The 15,417-nt window shown below is 58.2% G+C and carries 11 protein-coding genes and 3 tRNA genes; 13 read left to right on the top strand and 1 reads right to left on the bottom strand.

Annotated elements, in window-relative coordinates; translation table 11 throughout:
* The first annotated feature begins 1 nt into the window (after position 1).
* The 8 genes from WKS99_RS12165 (at position 2) to WKS99_RS12130 (ending at position 8,384) form a co-directional block, all read left to right on the top strand.
* Complete coding sequence (locus WKS99_RS12165; protein WP_340406235.1) at positions 2–3,721, top strand: phosphoribosylformylglycinamidine synthase; 3,720 nt, start codon at positions 2–4, stop codon at positions 3,719–3,721.
* A gap of 122 nt (positions 3,722–3,843) precedes the next feature.
* Positions 3,844–4,074 carry a phage-shock protein gene (locus WKS99_RS12160; protein WP_147573170.1) on the top strand — a complete coding sequence of 77 codons (231 nt, stop codon included), beginning with the start codon at positions 3,844–3,846 and terminating at the stop codon, positions 4,072–4,074.
* A 120-nt stretch (positions 4,075–4,194) separates the two neighbouring features.
* A tRNA-Met gene (locus WKS99_RS12155) sits at positions 4,195–4,271 on the top strand.
* Between the two features lie 38 nt (positions 4,272–4,309).
* Positions 4,310–4,384 (top strand) — tRNA-Glu (locus WKS99_RS12150).
* Between the two features lie 24 nt (positions 4,385–4,408).
* Positions 4,409–4,484: transfer RNA gene (locus tag WKS99_RS12145), tRNA-Val, on the top strand.
* Between the two features lie 259 nt (positions 4,485–4,743).
* A complete protein-coding gene (locus tag WKS99_RS12140; protein ID WP_147573172.1) occupies positions 4,744–6,171 on the top strand; it encodes a sodium:solute symporter family protein in 1,428 nt (475 codons plus the stop codon).
* 123 nt (positions 6,172–6,294) lie between these two features.
* Entirely contained in the window at positions 6,295–7,299 is a 1,005-nt protein-coding gene (locus WKS99_RS12135) for an ornithine cyclodeaminase family protein (protein WP_147573174.1), read from the top strand.
* Positions 7,300–7,313: 14 nt separating this feature from the next.
* Positions 7,314–8,384: an NAD/NADP octopine/nopaline dehydrogenase family protein gene (locus WKS99_RS12130; protein ID WP_340406230.1), complete on the top strand. Its 1,071-nt coding sequence runs from the start codon at positions 7,314–7,316 to the stop codon at positions 8,382–8,384.
* A gap of 227 nt (positions 8,385–8,611) precedes the next feature.
* Here WKS99_RS12130 and WKS99_RS12125 read toward each other — a convergent pair whose 3' ends face one another.
* On the bottom strand, positions 8,612–10,246 hold the full coding sequence (locus WKS99_RS12125) for a class I adenylate-forming enzyme family protein (protein ID WP_186851821.1): 1,635 nt from the start codon (positions 10,244–10,246) through the stop codon (positions 8,612–8,614).
* A 664-nt stretch (positions 10,247–10,910) separates the two neighbouring features.
* Between WKS99_RS12125 and WKS99_RS12120 the strand changes: the two genes are divergently transcribed.
* The 5 genes from WKS99_RS12120 (at position 10,911) to WKS99_RS12100 (ending at position 15,413) form a co-directional block, all read left to right on the top strand.
* Positions 10,911–11,225: a YerC/YecD family TrpR-related protein gene (locus WKS99_RS12120; RefSeq protein ID WP_147573180.1), complete on the top strand. Its 315-nt coding sequence runs from the start codon at positions 10,911–10,913 to the stop codon at positions 11,223–11,225.
* Between the two features lie 24 nt (positions 11,226–11,249).
* A complete protein-coding gene (gene iorA, locus WKS99_RS12115; RefSeq protein WP_186851822.1) occupies positions 11,250–12,992 on the top strand; it encodes an indolepyruvate ferredoxin oxidoreductase subunit alpha in 1,743 nt (580 codons plus the stop codon).
* Positions 12,993–12,995: 3 nt separating this feature from the next.
* The gene (locus WKS99_RS12110; RefSeq protein WP_147573184.1) at positions 12,996–13,568 is read left to right on the top strand and encodes an indolepyruvate oxidoreductase subunit beta; all 573 of its coding nucleotides are present in this window, start codon (positions 12,996–12,998) and stop codon (positions 13,566–13,568) included.
* Positions 13,568–13,933 carry a fluoride efflux transporter CrcB gene (gene crcB, locus WKS99_RS12105; RefSeq protein ID WP_340406226.1) on the top strand — a complete coding sequence of 122 codons (366 nt, stop codon included), beginning with the start codon at positions 13,568–13,570 and terminating at the stop codon, positions 13,931–13,933. The genes WKS99_RS12110 and crcB overlap by 1 nt, the downstream gene beginning before the upstream one ends.
* A gap of 178 nt (positions 13,934–14,111) precedes the next feature.
* Positions 14,112–15,413 (top strand): phenylacetate--CoA ligase family protein, encoded by a 1,302-nt coding sequence (locus WKS99_RS12100; RefSeq protein ID WP_340406224.1) that lies wholly within the window; start codon positions 14,112–14,114, stop codon positions 15,411–15,413.
* Positions 15,414–15,417: the final 4 nt, after the last annotated feature.

The following is a 15,417-nucleotide window of genomic DNA, read 5'->3' as shown; positions in this document are numbered from 1 at the left end:
AATGAGTGTTTACCGCTGTTATTCCGTAAAAAAGCCCGGCTTTGATGTAGAGGCCAGGGGCTTGTGCAGGGCGCTCCAGGAGCAACTGGGCGTCCAGGGCCTGAAATCGGTGACCGTTTTGAACCGGTATGACGCCGACCAAATCAGTCAGGATGTCTATGACCAGGCCAAGAGTATCGTGTTTTCCGAGCCCCAGGTGGATACGGTGTATGACGAGACCTTTCCTGTCCCCGGCCACCCCCACTCCATCCTGGCGGTGGAGGCCCTGCCGGGCCAGTTTGACCAGCGGGCCGACTCCGCCGCCCAATGTATCCAGCTCATGGCCGGTGTGGACCGCCCTCTGATCGCCTATGCCAAGGTGTATCTGCTGGAGGGGGAGCTGTCCTCCGCCGACCTGGACAAGATCCGGGATTATCTCATCAACCCGGTGGAGAGCCGACAGGCCGCCATGGACAAGCCGGAAACCCTGGTCCGCACCCACGAGGCCCCCGACCATGTGGCCGTGCTGGAGGGGTTCACCGCTCTGGACGAAGGGGGGCTGTCCGACCTGCTGTCCCAGCTAGGGCTGGCTATGGACCTGGATGACTTGAAATTCCTCCAGGCATATTTCCGGGACCAGGAGAAGCGGGACCCCACCATCACCGAAGTGCGGGTAGTGGATACCTACTGGTCTGACCACTGCCGCCACACCACCTTCTCCACCCATCTGGACGAGGTAGAGATCAGCGATCCCGATGTGAAGGAGGCCTATGAGCGATATCTGGCCGCGCGGGTGGAGGTCTATGGGGAGGAGAAGGCCGCCAAGCGGCCCCAGACCCTGATGGACATCGCCACCATCGGCACCAAGACCCTGAGAAAGCGGGGACTGCTCCCCGAGCTGGACGAGAGCGAGGAGATCAATGCCTGCTCCATCAAGGTGCCCGCTGTGGTGGACGGCAAGGAGCAGGACTGGCTGCTGATGTTCAAGAATGAAACCCACAACCACCCCACTGAGATCGAGCCTTTCGGCGGCGCGGCCACCTGTATCGGCGGCTGTATCCGGGACCCCCTGTCCGGCCGGGTGTATGTCCACCAGGCCATGCGCTTCACCGGCGGAGGAGATCCAAGAGTCCCCTTTGAGCAGACGCTGGAGGGCAAGCTGCCCCAGCGGAAGCTGGCCCAGACCGCGGCGGCGGGCTATTCCTCCTACGGCAACCAGATCGGCCTGGCTACCGGCCATGTGGCTGAGGTGTACCACGATGGCTATATCGCCAAGCGTCTGGAGTGCGGCGCGGTTGTCGGCGCGGCCCCTGCGGAGAATGTCCGCCGGGAGCGGCCTGCCCCTGGGGACGTGGTCATCCTCCTGGGCGGAAGGACCGGCCGGGACGGCATCGGCGGGGCCACCGGCTCCTCCAAGAGCCACAACAAGAAGTCCCTGACCACGATGGCCTCCGAGGTCCAGAAGGGCAACGCCCCTGAGGAGCGGAAGATCCAGCGCCTGTTCCGGAACGGTGAGGTGACCCGCCTCATCAAGCGGTGCAACGACTTCGGCGCCGGCGGCGTGTCCGTGGCCATCGGTGAGCTGGCCGACGGCCTGGAGATCGACCTGGACGCGGTACGAAAGAAGTACGAGGGCCTGGACGGCACCGAGCTGGCCATCTCCGAGAGCCAGGAGCGCATGGCTGTGGTGGTGGCCCCGGAGGACGCGGCCAGATTTATCTCCGCCGCCGAGGCGGAAAATCTGGAGGCTTATCAGGTGGCCGTGGTCACCGAGAGCCCCCGGATGGTCATGCACTGGAAGGGCCAGACCGTGGCCGACCTGTCCCGTGAATTTTTGAATACCAACGGCGCGGTGAAGCACGCCAGCGTGTCTATTCCCCGCAAGAGCGATTCGGGCAGCCTTGTTGTGGACCCCGACGGAGCTTGGTTTGGGGAACATAAACGGGAGCATGTACCCTTCCACAGCCTGCGGGAGATGGCCTCCAGTCTGAAATGCGCCTCTCGCCGCGGTTTAACGGAGCGGTTCGACGGCTCCATCGGGGCAGGTAGTGTCCTGATGCCCTTCGGCGGAAAAAATCAGCGTACCCCCGCCCAGGCGATGGCCGCCCTGTTCCCCGTCCTGCCCGGTCAGGAGACCGACCAGGCCAGCGTCATGGCCTGGGGCTTCGACCCAGATCAGATGATGGAAAATCCCTTCCAGGGCGCTTACAACTCCGTAACCGTATCTCTGGCCAAAGTAGTAGCTGCCGGCGGAGACTATAAAAAAGCCTACCTGACTTTTCAGGAGTTCTTTGAGAAGCTCCGGGACGAGCCCCGGCGCTGGGGTAAGCCCTTTGCCGCCCTGTTGGGCGCTCTGAAGGCTCAACTGGACTTCGGCCGGGCTGCTATCGGCGGCAAAGATTCCATGTCCGGCTCCTTCCTGGACAAGGATGTGCCCCCCACTCTCATCTCTTTCGCCATCGCTCCGGTGAAGGCGGGGGAGGTGCTCTCCCCCGAGTTCAAGGAGGCGGGCCATCGGGTCTATCTCTTCCGTCCTTCGGACTGGCCCCGATTCCACAACCTATGTCAGAAAGGACTGGTTCGTTCCGCCTATGCGGTGGAGAGCTGTGTGGCCGAAGCTGTGATGAAGATGGCTTTTGGCAACGGGATTGGCTTCCAGGCTGCCGCTGCGGTCCACGGACCGGAGATGTGGTATGTTCCAATGCCTGGTTGGATTGTGGCCGAAGTGGATACAGATTTGGCACGGACTTTCCTCCTGGGCTTCACCGTGGATGTTGCGTCTGTTGATCTGGGCGGCGGTGACCGTGCCCCCATCCAGGAGCTGCTTTCCCTCAATGAGGGCGTGCTGGAGAAAGTTTACCCCACCAAGGCGGGCACCACCGAGACCGTCGCCCCCATCTCCTGGGACAAGCCCTCCGTGGCCGTGTGCAGGCACAAGTCGGCCCATCCGAAGGCGGTCATCCCCGTGTTCCCCGGCACCAACTGCGAGTACGATACCGCTCAGGCCTGCCTCCGGGCGGGCATCGAGCCGGAAATCGTGGTAGTTCGCAACCTGACCACCGATTTCCTTACCCAGTCTGCTCAGGCGCTGGAGAAGGCCATCCGCTCGGCCCAGATGATGGTTATCCCCGGCGGCTTCTCCGGCGGCGACGAGCCAGAGGGCTCCGGTAAGTTCATCGCCTCCTTCCTCCGTTCCCCCGCCCTGGCGGAGGCCATCATGGACCTGCTGAAACACCGGGACGGCCTGATGCTTGGTATCTGCAACGGCTTTCAGGCTCTGGTGAAGCTGGGACTGGTCCCCTACGGCGAGATCCGGGATATGGATGAAAACTGTCCCACCCTGACCTATAACCTGATTGGCCGGCACCAGAGCCGGTATGTCACCACACGGGTCTCCTCGGTCCAGTCCCCCTGGATGCTCAAGAGCAAGGTGGGCGATCTGCATACCCTGCCCATCTCCCACGGCGAGGGCCGCTTTGTAGCGCCGCCCAAGGTCATTGCCGACTTGATCGGCCGGGGCCAGGTGGCTACCCAGTATGTGGACCTGAACGGAAATCCCGCTATGGATATCAATGTGAACCCCAACGGTTCTCTGGAGGCCATTGAAGGCATCTTTTCCCCTGACGGCCGGGTGTTCGGCAAGATGGGGCATCTGGAGCGCCGTGGCCCCTATGTGGGCCGGAATATCCCCGGAAACAAGCATCAACCCCTCTTTGAGTCGGGTGCGGAGTATTTCAAATAACGCATGGCAAAGGCGGCCCCCACGGGCCGCCTCCATTTTTATCTTTTTTTAATCCGAACATAGGGGAGTTTTTAAGAATAGCATGGTAGGATAGCACTGTAAAACACAGGGAGGGATCCTCTATGATCAAACTCTTAACGCTTTCGCTGCTGTGCCTCTTTTTGATTCCAGTGATTTTAGTAGCCCTGCTGCTGTTTAGCATCCCCTTTGCCATCGTCATGGCTGTTTTGCCCTGGCTGTTGCGGATTGCGGCAATTATCCTGCTCCTCCGGGGCCTGATGGAGAGCCCCTTCCACTGGTCTGCTCTGGCGCCGGCCGGAGTAGCCTTTGCCCTGTCTGTCCTGCTGCGGTAGGCCGGGGGGGAGATGCCTCCGGCCTGCTCAGGAAAAAACAGAGGAAAAAATGAAATTTCCTGTTGACAAAGGCTGGCAAATCGGATATACTAACTCTTGCCCTGCGTAAGGGAAAAACATGGCGGCATAGCTCAGGTGGCTAGAGCATACGGTTCATACCCGTAGTGTCCCCGGTTCAAATCCAGGTGCCGCTACCATATCAATTACGGGAGTTCTCCCGTTCCCATATAAAAACGGCCCGGTGGTCAAGCGGTTAAGACTCCGCCCTTTCACGGCGGCAACACGGGTTCGAGTCCCGTCCGGGTCACCACCTTATTTATTGCCGTTTCCATATGGAGGCATAGCTCAGCCGGTAGAGCGTCCGCCTCACACGCGGAAGGTCACAGATTCGAGTTCTGTTGTCTCCACCAGGAAAAGACACCCATTCGGGTGTCTTTTCTTTTTTGATTTTTCCCCTTTATTAGCTCTGTGGATAACCTAGAGTGCCCTGTCGGTTGGCTTACTTGTGAATCAATATGACGCCAGATGAGAAATTTTGGGGCTGCAGCAGAAAAAAACTGTGGCACTTTAACGGTTTAAAGTCTTGACTTGCGCGGATGAGTGAACTATAATAATCCAGAACGCGAGTCGCGATCAAATTTATACCTTTTGTGTTGAGGAGGAAAAATCGTGGAAGGATCTACAAGCGGATTGATGCTGGTGCTGGCCAGCACGGTCCTGGTGATGCTGATCGGCTTTGGCATTGCCTTCTATTTCCAGCGCAGGACCAAAACAGCAGAGGACTGGGCCATGGGCGGACGAAGCCTGCCGTCTTATGTAATTGTCTTTACCCAGTTTGCCACCCTGGTAGGCGGCGGTGTGCTGGTGGGCCATGTGAGCATCGGCTTCAGTTATGGTATGGCTCCCTTGACTTACGGAATATGTGGCGCGGCTGGCTGTTTTATCATGGCCATCATCGCAGCTTGGCTTCGTGAGAATGAGTTTACCACTATTCCCGACATTTTTGAGAAAGTTTATGGCAAAAACCGCTTCCTTATGTTAGTGGGTGCCCTGATGGCCATGGTGGTCCCCTTTGGCTGGATCGCCTCTCAGGCCACCGCCTTTGCTAAACTATACACTTCCATAACCGGAATTGACAGCCGGATCCTTGTGGTGGGGATGATTGTAGTCAGTGTGTTGCTGACCCTTCCCTCCGGCTTTAAGGCTGTGGCCTGGACTGATTTTGTGTTTGGCGTGCTGATGCTGGCTTTGTGTCTCCTTACCGGCGTGCAGGCTCTGGATATGGCTGGCGGCTGGGAAAATATTGTGGCCAACCATCCCGCCCCTGAAACACTATCCCTTCCTGGAGGGCTGATGTCCGCTGGCTTCGCCACCACCGCACTGTGGTTCATCGCCGCCACCCCTGGCATGATGACCAACCAGATGACCCTTCAGCGGGTGTGCGCCGCAAACTCCGCAAAGAATGCCCGTCGTACTTTGATTGTGGGCGGTATACTGATTGCTGGAATTGAGTTGTGGGTGGTGGTAGTAGGCAACGCCTGCCGAGTTCTCAATCCTGGCCTGGCCCCCGAGGATGCTAGCGGCTGGTTCCTGACCCAGATTCCTACCTGGGTGCTGGCTTTGTTCTCCGGCTTTATTGCTACTACTATTCTATCGACCACGGACAGCGCCCTTCAGTCTGTGTCCGTCAATCTGACCCAGGATATCTACAAACAGTTCATAAATCCCAACGCTGAGGACAAGAAGCTGCTGTCCGTGTCCCGAATCTGCACTGTGTTTGTGGCCGTGGCTGCCGTGGCCTTGGCCATCGTATTCCCACGGGTGTTGGATCTGATCGTCGCCTCTTATGCATACTCAGCCTCCGGGCTGCTGGTGCCTATCTACTGCGGCTATGCTTTCCGAAATAAGAATTTCCTGACTCCGGCTAGCGGTGTCGCGGGCGTAGTGGGTGGAGTGATTGGCTGCGGTCTGGCCCAGGCGTTTGAAGCCTCTCTGCCTGCTGTCTTTGGGATTCAGTTGCCCTATGCCATTTATGGAATCTTGGCTTCCTTCCTCTGCCTGATTGTGGTGGCCCTGGCTACCAGGAAGTCCAAATAAGAATATTTCTGGGGCGCTTGAAGAACAGGAAAAAAAGTGATAAAATTTGAAACCAAGACAGAATGACTGTCGGCGGCGGGCCGTGCTCGCCGCCGACAAGATTACCGAAATAAGGAGGAGTTTATGATGAATACCATTCTGTTAAAGGAATCTGAGATCAAAAAGCTGGTCTCCATGCGGGACATTATTGAGATAGTGGACAAGACCTTCGTGGACTTGGGGGAGGGCAAGACGATCAATCCTACGAAGCTGAACCTGAACCTAGGGGACAGCGAGCCTACCAACCTGCCCTATAAGGCATCCCTCAATGCCATGCCCGCCTATATTGCCTGGCAGGATATGGCTGGCCAGAAGTGGGCCGGTGGCTGGGGCAAGGGCCGTCGTGAGATCGGCCGCCCCTTTATCAACGCCCTGATTATGCTGGTTCATCCCAACTACGGCGACTTCCTGGCCGTGATGGATGGCGCCTGGATTACCAATATGCGCACCGGTGCCCAGACCGCCGTTATCCTGCGCTATCTGTTGAAGGATAAGAAGGATATTACCGTTGGCCTGTATGGCGCCGGTGTCCAGGGCCGTACACAGACCGAAGCCCTGACCGCTATCTTTAATGTCCAAAAGCTGTATGTTTATGACCCCGTGCCCGCTGCCGCCGCCAAGTTTAAAGAGGACATGAAGGACTATGTCCAGGGCGAAATCATCGTGGTGGATCACCCCCAGAAAGCGGCCAAGGCGGATGCGGTCATCACTGTTACTCCTGCTACTCAGGCATTCCTGAAGGGAGAGTGGCTGGAGAAGGGCACCGTCTATTTTGCCATGGGTTCCTACCAGGAATGTGACGACCAGGCGATTCTGGGTGCTGATAAGCTGATCTGTGACCATGTGGGACAGTGTCTCCACCGCGGCAATCTAAAGCATTTGGCTGAAGAGGGTAAGATTACGGAGAATAGCGTGTACTGTACCGTGGGAGAACTGGCTGCCGGCATGAAGCAGGTGGGCGACGTGGCGGATCAGAAGCTGCTGGTGGTCCCCATCGGAATGGGCTGCCTGGATGTAGCTGTGGCTGGCATCGCCTACCGCAAGGCATTCTCCCTGGGTGTGGGGGAGACCTTCGCGTTTGACGAATAAGGAAGGCGGACTCCATGAAGCAAAATTTTGCGGTATTGGGTGCCGGCAACGGCGGACAAGTAATCTCCGCCTATTTGAAACTGTGTGGGAAACATGTGACCCTGTATGACCGCTTTCCTCAAGTCTTAGCGCCGATAAGAGCCAGAGGCGGCATTCAGCTAGAGGGAGTTTCCAAAACCGGTTTTGCCAAGCTGGATCAAATCTGTGAGGATGTGGCCCAGGCGGTAGACGAAGCGGAGATCATCTTTGTAGTACTGCCCGCTTTTGCCCATGCCTATGTGGCCCAGGAGCTGGCAGGCTGCTTGGTGGACGGCCAGACGGTCGTCGTTTGTCCCGGCGCGACCGGCGGCGCGTTAGAATTCCGGGCAATCTGGGACAGGGCCGGCTGTCGGTCCAAGGTCCGCCTGTGTGAGACGAACAGCTTGTTCTATGCTGCCCGGGCCCAGGATGCTGTAGCTACCATTTCCGGAGTGAAGGATGAGCTGTCTCTGGCGGCCCTGCCTGCACAGGATACTCAGGCTATCATTGACGATTTGTCTGATGTGTACCCACAGCTGATTCCCGCAGCCAATGTACTGGAAACCAGCCTAAACAACATGAATACGGTCGTCCACCCTCTGCCAGTTCTGCTCAACGCGGGCAGTATCGAACGAGGGGAAAAGTTCCGCCACTACTTTGACGGCATCACCCCCGCGGTGGGCGAGGTAGTGGAGCAGATGGACCGGGAGCGGGTAGCTGTGGGCAGGGCCTACGGGCTGGATATTCTCAGTCTGAGAGATGCTTATATCCACTACTACCATGTTCAGGCAGAAAAGATGTCAGACCTGTGTCATATGTCCCAGGCCCACGCCAATATTATGGCTCCTGGGGTGCTGGACTCCCGCCTGATCGTGGAGGATGTGCCCATGGGGCTGGTGCCCATCTCCGCCCTCGGCCGGGCAGCAGGGGTGCCCACCCCGATCATCGATTCGGTGATTACGCTGACGGGTGCGCTGGTCGGCCAGGATTTTTGGAAGTCCGGCCGGACGATGGAGTCACTAGGAATTGCCGGGTTGGACCGGGAACAGCTTATGGCGAGGCTGTAAAGCTGTAAATGAGGGAAAACACCTGTGGCTTGTGAACAGCCACAGGTGTTTTTTATGATAAGACTCTGCCAATCTTGGGTGTTGATAATGAAAAATAGGGAGAAAATAAATCGAACTTTAAATTACACAAACAGTTTTATAAACTTTTGGTTTATCGATACTAAGGGTTAACAGAGTGTATGATAAAAAACCAGGGCGACTCGTATGAGTTGCCCTGGTTGATTTTACTATGACCGGTTTTGCGCCTCTACCAGCCGGACGCCGCAGTATTGCTCCCGCAGCTTGGGCTTCTCAATCTTGCCGGTGGGATTCCGGGGAACGTCAGCGAAGATGAGCTTGCGGGGCCGCTTATATCGGGGGAGATCCATACAGTACTGGTTAATTTCGCTCTCGGTACAGGTCATGCCCTCTTTCAACTGGATGATGGCGGCGGCAATCTCACCCAGTCGGTGATCGGGTAGGCCAATCACAGCCACGTCGTGGACCTTGGGATAGGCGGACAGGAAGGCTTCGATTTGAACCGGGTACAGGTTCTCGCCGCCGGAGATGATCACATCCTTTTTCCGGTCTACCAGATAGATAAAGCCCTCCTCGTCCTGACGGGCCATATCCCCGGTGTGGAGCCAGCCGTTTTCCAGAACCTCGGCGGTGGCCTCCGGATTGTGGTAGTAGCACACCATAACGCCGGGTCCCTTGACACACAGCTCGCCTACATCACCCTGCTTCACCAGGGCATTCTGTTCGTCCACAATTTTTACCTTCCAGCCATAGCCGGGAACCCCGATGGCCCCCACTTTGTCCAGGTGATCCATGCCCAGATGGACACAGCCAGGGCCGGTGGACTCGGACAGGCCATAATTGGTATCGTACTTGTGGTGGGGAAAGTAGCGCATCCAGTGTTTGATGAGGGAGGGAGGGACTGGCTGGGCGCCAATGTGCATGAGCCGCCACTGGGACAGATGGTAGTCCTCCAGCTCCAGGTCCCCTCGGTCTAGGGCGGCCAGGATGTCCTGACACCAGGGGACCAACAGCCAGACGATGGTGCACCGCTCAGAGGAGGCGGCCTCGAAGATAGCCTGTGGCGTGTTGCCTTTCAGCAGAACTGCCCGGCTTCCAGTGAACAGAGAACCAAACCAGTGCATCTTGGCGCCCGTGTGGTACAGGGGCGGGATGCACAGGAAAACATCCTCATGGGTGGTGGCGTGGTGGATGGCCTCCATCCGGGCGGACTGGATCAGGGCCTGGTGCTTGAGTAGGATAGCCTTGGGAAAGCCGGTGGTCCCGGAGGAGTAATAGATGGCGGCTTCGTCCTCGTCATCGATCAGCACCTTGGGAGCGACGCTGGAACAGTTGGCGGTGGCTCGGTGGTAGTCCTCGGCAAAGGAGGGGCAGGTGTCGCCCACGAAGAAAAGGAGCATCTGCCGGGATATCTTGGGCACAATGGCCTCCACTCGGCCGATGAACTCCGGCCCGAAGAACAGCACATCCACGTCAGCCAGCTTCAGGCAGTAGTCGATCTCGTCGGAGGTATAGCGGAAATTGAGAGGGACGGCCACCGCTCCGGCCTTTAAAACTCCGAAGTAAATGGGGAGCCACTCCAGGCAGTTCATCAGCAGGATAGCGACCTTCTGTCCTCTGCGGATGCCACGACCCAGGAGCATATTGGCAACCCGGTTGGCTTTCTCGTCAAAGACGGACCAAGTGATCTCCCGGCGGTAGGGGACGGAGGAGGTGGGCTGGATCAACTCGTACTCCTTCCAGGTGACCCGCTGTTCCTCCTGGATCTCGGGGTTGATCTCTACCAGGGCGATTTCCTCACCGTATAGTTTGCTGTTGCGCTCCAACAGATCCGTGATAGGCATGGCGCTCATATCCTTTCCAAGGCCGGATTCGGCCAGGTGCTTTATTGATTTCAACCTTTAAACCGTTAAAGTATCATAACCCATTTGCGGACTGTTGTCAAGAGGGAAACGCCAACGGGGATGGAGGCGAGGCTGTAATTGATAAAAGCGGCATTAGGTGGGCAGTCCTGTCCAGCCCCTGTACCCGGAAGTAAACGGGGAAAGTCGTTCAAAGAACAAAAATGGACTTGACAAATGATGCCAGAGGTGTATAATGCGAACCAATAAAGTGTGGACGGAAACAAAGTAGGGCGCGGGTCCGGCTGTACAGAGAGTTCCCGGTAGGTGTGAGGGGCACAGCTTCGCGTTTGAAATTTCATTTCCTGAGCTGTCCGAGGAAAGGCTTTGGGCTGAGTAGAGCGGATCGGGTCCTCCCGTTACAGAGGCTGGGTGTTGTTGGACACCCGATAAGACTGTCCCTATGGGGACGGTGAACAGAGGTGGTACCACGGGAGACGTTTCCCCGTCCTCTAGCGGCTTAGGCTGCTAGGGGGTTTTTTGTTTTTTAGTAGAATTTGGCCCCGTAAAAAGAGAAAGGCTCATTTACTTTTTTGCTTTTGTGTGCTACACTTTACACAAGTAAATTCTCCTGGAGGAGAAGAAACTTGGAAAAGGAGCGAAGACAATGGCGAAAGGGGAAAAGAAAGGCCGAAGCCTGGCCCTGTACGAAACTATTTTGAAGCTGAAGGATCTAGACGAGTGCTGCCGGTTTTTTGACGACCTGTGCACCCCGACCGAGCTGCGCAGCCTGGAGCAGCGGTTCGATGTGGCGGTCTACTTGCAGCAGGGGTTGGTCTATTTGGACATTCTGGAGAAAACCGGGGCCTCCAGTGCCACCATTAGCCGGGTCCGCCGGTCCATGCTGGACAACGGCGCCGGCGGTATTATGCGGGAGGTTATTCAGCGGGAAACTCTTCACAACAGGGGAAGCGACGAATAAATATTAGGAAAGCAGGGAAGAAACATGAAACAACTGATGCTGGGTAATGCCGCCGTTGCCCGTGGGCTTTATGAGGCCGGGTGCTGCGTGATCTCCAGCTACCCCGGTACCCCCAGTACTGAAATTACCGAGGAGGCCGCCAAGTTCGACGATATCTACTGTGAGTGGGCCCCCAACGAGAAAGTGGCTATGGAGGTGGCCTTCGGCGCCAGCCTGGCTGGGAAGCGGGCCTTCTGTGGCATGAAACATGTGGGGTTGAATGTGGCCGCTGACCCTCTATTTACTATGAGCTATACCGGCGTGAACGGCGGTATGGTTATCGGCGTGGCTGACGACGCGGGGATGCATTCCTCTCAAAATGAGCAGGATTCCCGCCGCCACGCCATTGCCGCCAAGGTGCCTATGCTGGAGCCCTCCGACTCCGCCGAAGCCCTGGCCTTCACCAGGCTGGCCTTTGCGCTGTCCGAGGAGTTCGACACCCCGGTGCTGCTGAAAATGTGTACCCGGGTGGCCCACTCCCAGTCTCTGGTGGAGTTGTCCGACCGGGAGGAGAGGCAGACCGTCCCCTATGAGAAGAACATCGCCAAATATGTGATGATGCCGGGCAACGCCATCCGCCGCCACCCCGCAGTGGAGGAGCGCACCGGCCGGCTGCGGGAGTGGGCGGAGACTGCTCCCATCAATCGGGTGGAGATGGGCGGTACCGGCCTGGGCATCATTACCTCCTCCACCAGCTACCAGTATGTCAAGGAGGTCTTTGGGGACAGCGTGTCCGTGCTGAAGCTGGGTATGGCCAACCCCCTGCCCGTCAGGCTGATCCGGGACTTCGCCGCCAAGGTGGACAAGCTGGTGGTGGTAGAGGAGCTGGACCCCATCATTGAGGAGCACTGCCGCACCCTGGGCCTGGAGGTGTCCGGCAAGGATGTACTGCCTATGGAGGGGGAGTTCTCCCAGAACCTGGTGGCCGCCCGGCTGGGCGGGACCGTACATAGCGGGAAGGCTCTGGACGACGCCATTCCGCCCCGGCCTCCGGTCATGTGCGCCGGCTGCCCCCACCGCGGGCTGTTCTACACCTTGAACAAAAACAAGTGCACCGTCCTTGGGGATATCGGCTGCTATACTCTGGGAGCGGTGGCCCCCCTGTCCGCCATGGATATGACTTTGTGTATGGGGGCCTCCATCTCCGCCATCCACGGCTTCAACAAGGCCCTGGGCACGGAGAGTGAGGGCAGGACGGTGGCCGTCATCGGCGATTCCACCTTTATGCACTCTGGAATGACCGGATTAGCTAACATCGCCTATAACCAGTCCAATTCTACCGTCATTATCCTGGATAACTCCATCACCGGCATGACTGGCCACCAGCAGAATCCCACTACCGGCTACAACATCAAGGGCGACCCCGCCGGCAAGATCGACCTGGAGGCCCTGTGCCGGGCCATGGGCTTCAACCGGGTGCGGGTGGTGGATCCCTATGACCTGAAGGCCACCGACCAAGCAGTGAAGGAGGAGCTGGCCGCGGACGAGCCCTCCGTCATCATCAGCCGCCGGCCCTGCGCCCTGCTGAAATACGTTAAGCACAAGGCGCCGCTGAAGGTAAACACAGACAAGTGCATTGGCTGCAAGAGCTGTATGAAGATCGGCTGCCCCGCCATCTCCATGAAGGAGGGCAAGGCCCATGTGGACAACACGCTGTGCGTGGGCTGCGGCGTTTGTGAGCAGCTCTGCCCCGTGGGGGCCTTCGAGAGCACCGGCAAGGAGGGTTAAGGCATGGAAACCAAGAATATTATGATTGTGGGCGTAGGGGGACAGGGCTCCCTGTTAGCCAGCAAGCTGCTGGGCCACCTGCTGATGGAGCAGGGCTATGACGTGAAGGTGTCCGAGGTCCACGGCATGTCCCAGCGGGGCGGAAGCGTGGTCACCTATGTGCGCTACGGGGAAAAGGTGTGCTCCCCCGTCATTGACAAGGGAGAAGCGGACTATATCGTGTCCTTCGAGCTGCTGGAGGCCGCCCGCTGGCTGGCCTACCTGAAGCCAGATGGACAGATTGTCACCTCTACCCAGCAGATCGATCCTATGCCCGTCATCACCGGCGCGGCCCAGTACCCCGAAAATTTGGTGGAGAAGATGAAGGCCGCCGGCGCCAAGGTGGACGCCCTTGACTGCTTGGCCTTGGCCGAGGAAGCTGGCTCCTCCAAGGCGGTGAACATCGTCCTGATGGGCCGCCTGTCCCACTACTTCGAACTGCCCGAGGAGGCGTGGCACAAGTCCCTGGAGGCCATGGTGCCCCCAAAGTTCCTGGAACTGAATAAGAGAGCGTTTGAGCTGGGGAAGAACGCCTGATGGGGTTGGGCGGTTTAATGGTGGCCGCGGGCGGCGCCTTGGGTGCCGCTGGCCGCTATGGGATAAGCCTGCTGCCATGGCGGGGGGAGCTCCCCCTGCTTACCCTGTGTACTAATTTCCTAGGGGCCCTGGCCATCGGCTTTGTCGTCGGACTGGCCGGGCAGCGCCGCCTTTCCCCCGGCTGGACTCTGTTCTGGAAGACCGGGGTGTGCGGCGGCTTTACCACCTTCTCCACTTTTTCTCTGGAGAGCTTCACCCTGCTGGAGCGGGGAAAGTGGCTTCTGTGCGGGGGATATATGTTTCTAAGCGTGGCGCTGTGCCTGCTGGGAGTGGCCCTGGGGCAGAGGTTGAGCGGGGATGCCTGAATCGGCCCTGTATGTCAGGAACAAAAGGGCGGCGATTGCCGCCGCCCTTCTATTTTTCCATATTTTTTGATATGCCGCCCAATTTGTCCTGGAAGATTTATCAGGATTGGGCCTTTCTGAACGCAAGAATCAAAAGAAGCTGGAAAGCACGAGAGAAAACTGGAAAGGACTGATACCCTTGGAGAGATATTACCAGCCAGAGATCGAAACCGCGTCCCAGGAGCAGATCCGCGCTTGGCAGGACGAGCGCCTGGTCAAGCAGGTGAAACACGTCTGGGACAACGTGCCTTACTACCGCAAGAAGATGGAGGAGAAGGGGCTGACTCCTGACGACATCAAGGGCGTGGATGACCTGCATAAGCTGCCCTTTGTCACCAAGGCCGACCTGCGGGAGGCATATCCCTACGGACTAGTGGCCAAACCCCTGAAGGACTGCGTGCGTATCCAGTCCACCTCTGGCACCACTGGCAAGCGGGTGGTGGCTTTCTACACCCAGCACGATATCGACCTGTGGGAGGACTGCTGTGCACGGGCCATCATGGCCGCCGGCGGCACCAACGAGGACGTGTGCCAGGTGTCCTACGGCTACGGCCTGTTTACTGGCGGACCTGGACTCAACGGCGGCAGCCACAAGGTTGGCTGTCTGACCATCCCCACCTCCTCCGGCAATACGGAGCGGCAGATCATGTTTATCCGGGACTTAAACGCCACCATTCTGTGCTGCACCCCCTCCTACGCGGCTTACCTGGGCGAGTCTATGAAAGAGATGGGCCTGACCCCCGACCAGATTCCCCTGAAGGCGGGCATCTTTGGGGCCGAGGCGTGGAGCGAGGAGATGCGCCAAGACATCCAGAATACACTGGGTATTAAAGCATATGATATATACGGTTTGACGGAGCTGTCCGGCCCCGGCGTGGCCTTCGAGTGCTCCGCCCAGTCTGGGATGCATATCAATGAGGATCACTTTATCGCGGAGATCATCGACCCGGACACCGGCGAGGTGCTGCCCGAGGGCAGCCAGGGCGAGCTAGTATTTACCTCCATTACCAAGGAGGCGTTCCCCCTGCTGCGCTACCGTACCCGGGACATCTGCGTGCTCAGTCATGAGCCTTGCCCCTGCGGCCGCACTCATGTGAAGATGACGAAGCCCCGCGGCCGCACCGACGATATGCTTATCATCCGGGGTGTCAATGTGTTCCCCTCCCAGATCGAGACCGTGCTCCTCAACCATGGCTACCCCGCAAACTACCAGATCATCGTGGACCGAGTGAAGTCCACCGATACTCTGGACGTTCAGGTGGAGATGACCCCCGAGATGTTCACCGACAATCTGGGCGAGATCAGCCGCCGCCAGAAGGAACTGGTGGATGGGCTGCGGTCCATGCTGGGACTGGCCGCCAAGGTCACCCTGGTGGCCCCCAAATCTATCGTCCGTAGCGAGGGCAAGGCGGTGCGCGTCATCGACAAGCGCAAGATCTGAAACT

Source organism: Flintibacter sp. HCN-6482 (assembly GCF_037892565.1).
GTDB classification, from domain to species: Bacteria; Bacillota; Clostridia; order Oscillospirales; family Oscillospiraceae; genus Lawsonibacter; species Lawsonibacter aceti.
Note: the sequence above shows the minus strand (reverse complement) of the source record. Positions and strands in the feature narration are given on the sequence as shown.

Excerpts from the sequence above, each read along its gene's own strand:
- WKS99_RS12135 (WP_147573174.1), top strand. The coding sequence starts at position 6,295 with ATGATGAATACCATTCTGTTAAAGGAATCTGAGATCAAAAAGCTGGTC.
- WKS99_RS12120 (WP_147573180.1), top strand. The coding sequence starts at position 10,911 with ATGGCGAAAGGGGAAAAGAAAGGCCGAAGCCTGGCCCTGTACGAAACT.
- WKS99_RS12165 (WP_340406235.1), top strand. The coding sequence starts at position 2 with ATGAGTGTTTACCGCTGTTATTCCGTAAAAAAGCCCGGCTTTGATGTA.
- WKS99_RS12110 (WP_147573184.1), top strand. The coding sequence starts at position 12,996 with ATGGAAACCAAGAATATTATGATTGTGGGCGTAGGGGGACAGGGCTCC.
- WKS99_RS12160 (WP_147573170.1), top strand. The coding sequence starts at position 3,844 with ATGATCAAACTCTTAACGCTTTCGCTGCTGTGCCTCTTTTTGATTCCA.
- WKS99_RS12130 (WP_340406230.1), top strand. The coding sequence starts at position 7,314 with ATGAAGCAAAATTTTGCGGTATTGGGTGCCGGCAACGGCGGACAAGTA.
- iorA (WP_186851822.1), top strand. The coding sequence starts at position 11,250 with ATGAAACAACTGATGCTGGGTAATGCCGCCGTTGCCCGTGGGCTTTAT.
- WKS99_RS12125 (WP_186851821.1), bottom strand. The coding sequence starts at position 10,246 with ATGCCTATCACGGATCTGTTGGAGCGCAACAGCAAACTATACGGTGAG.
- crcB (WP_340406226.1), top strand. The coding sequence starts at position 13,568 with ATGGGGTTGGGCGGTTTAATGGTGGCCGCGGGCGGCGCCTTGGGTGCC.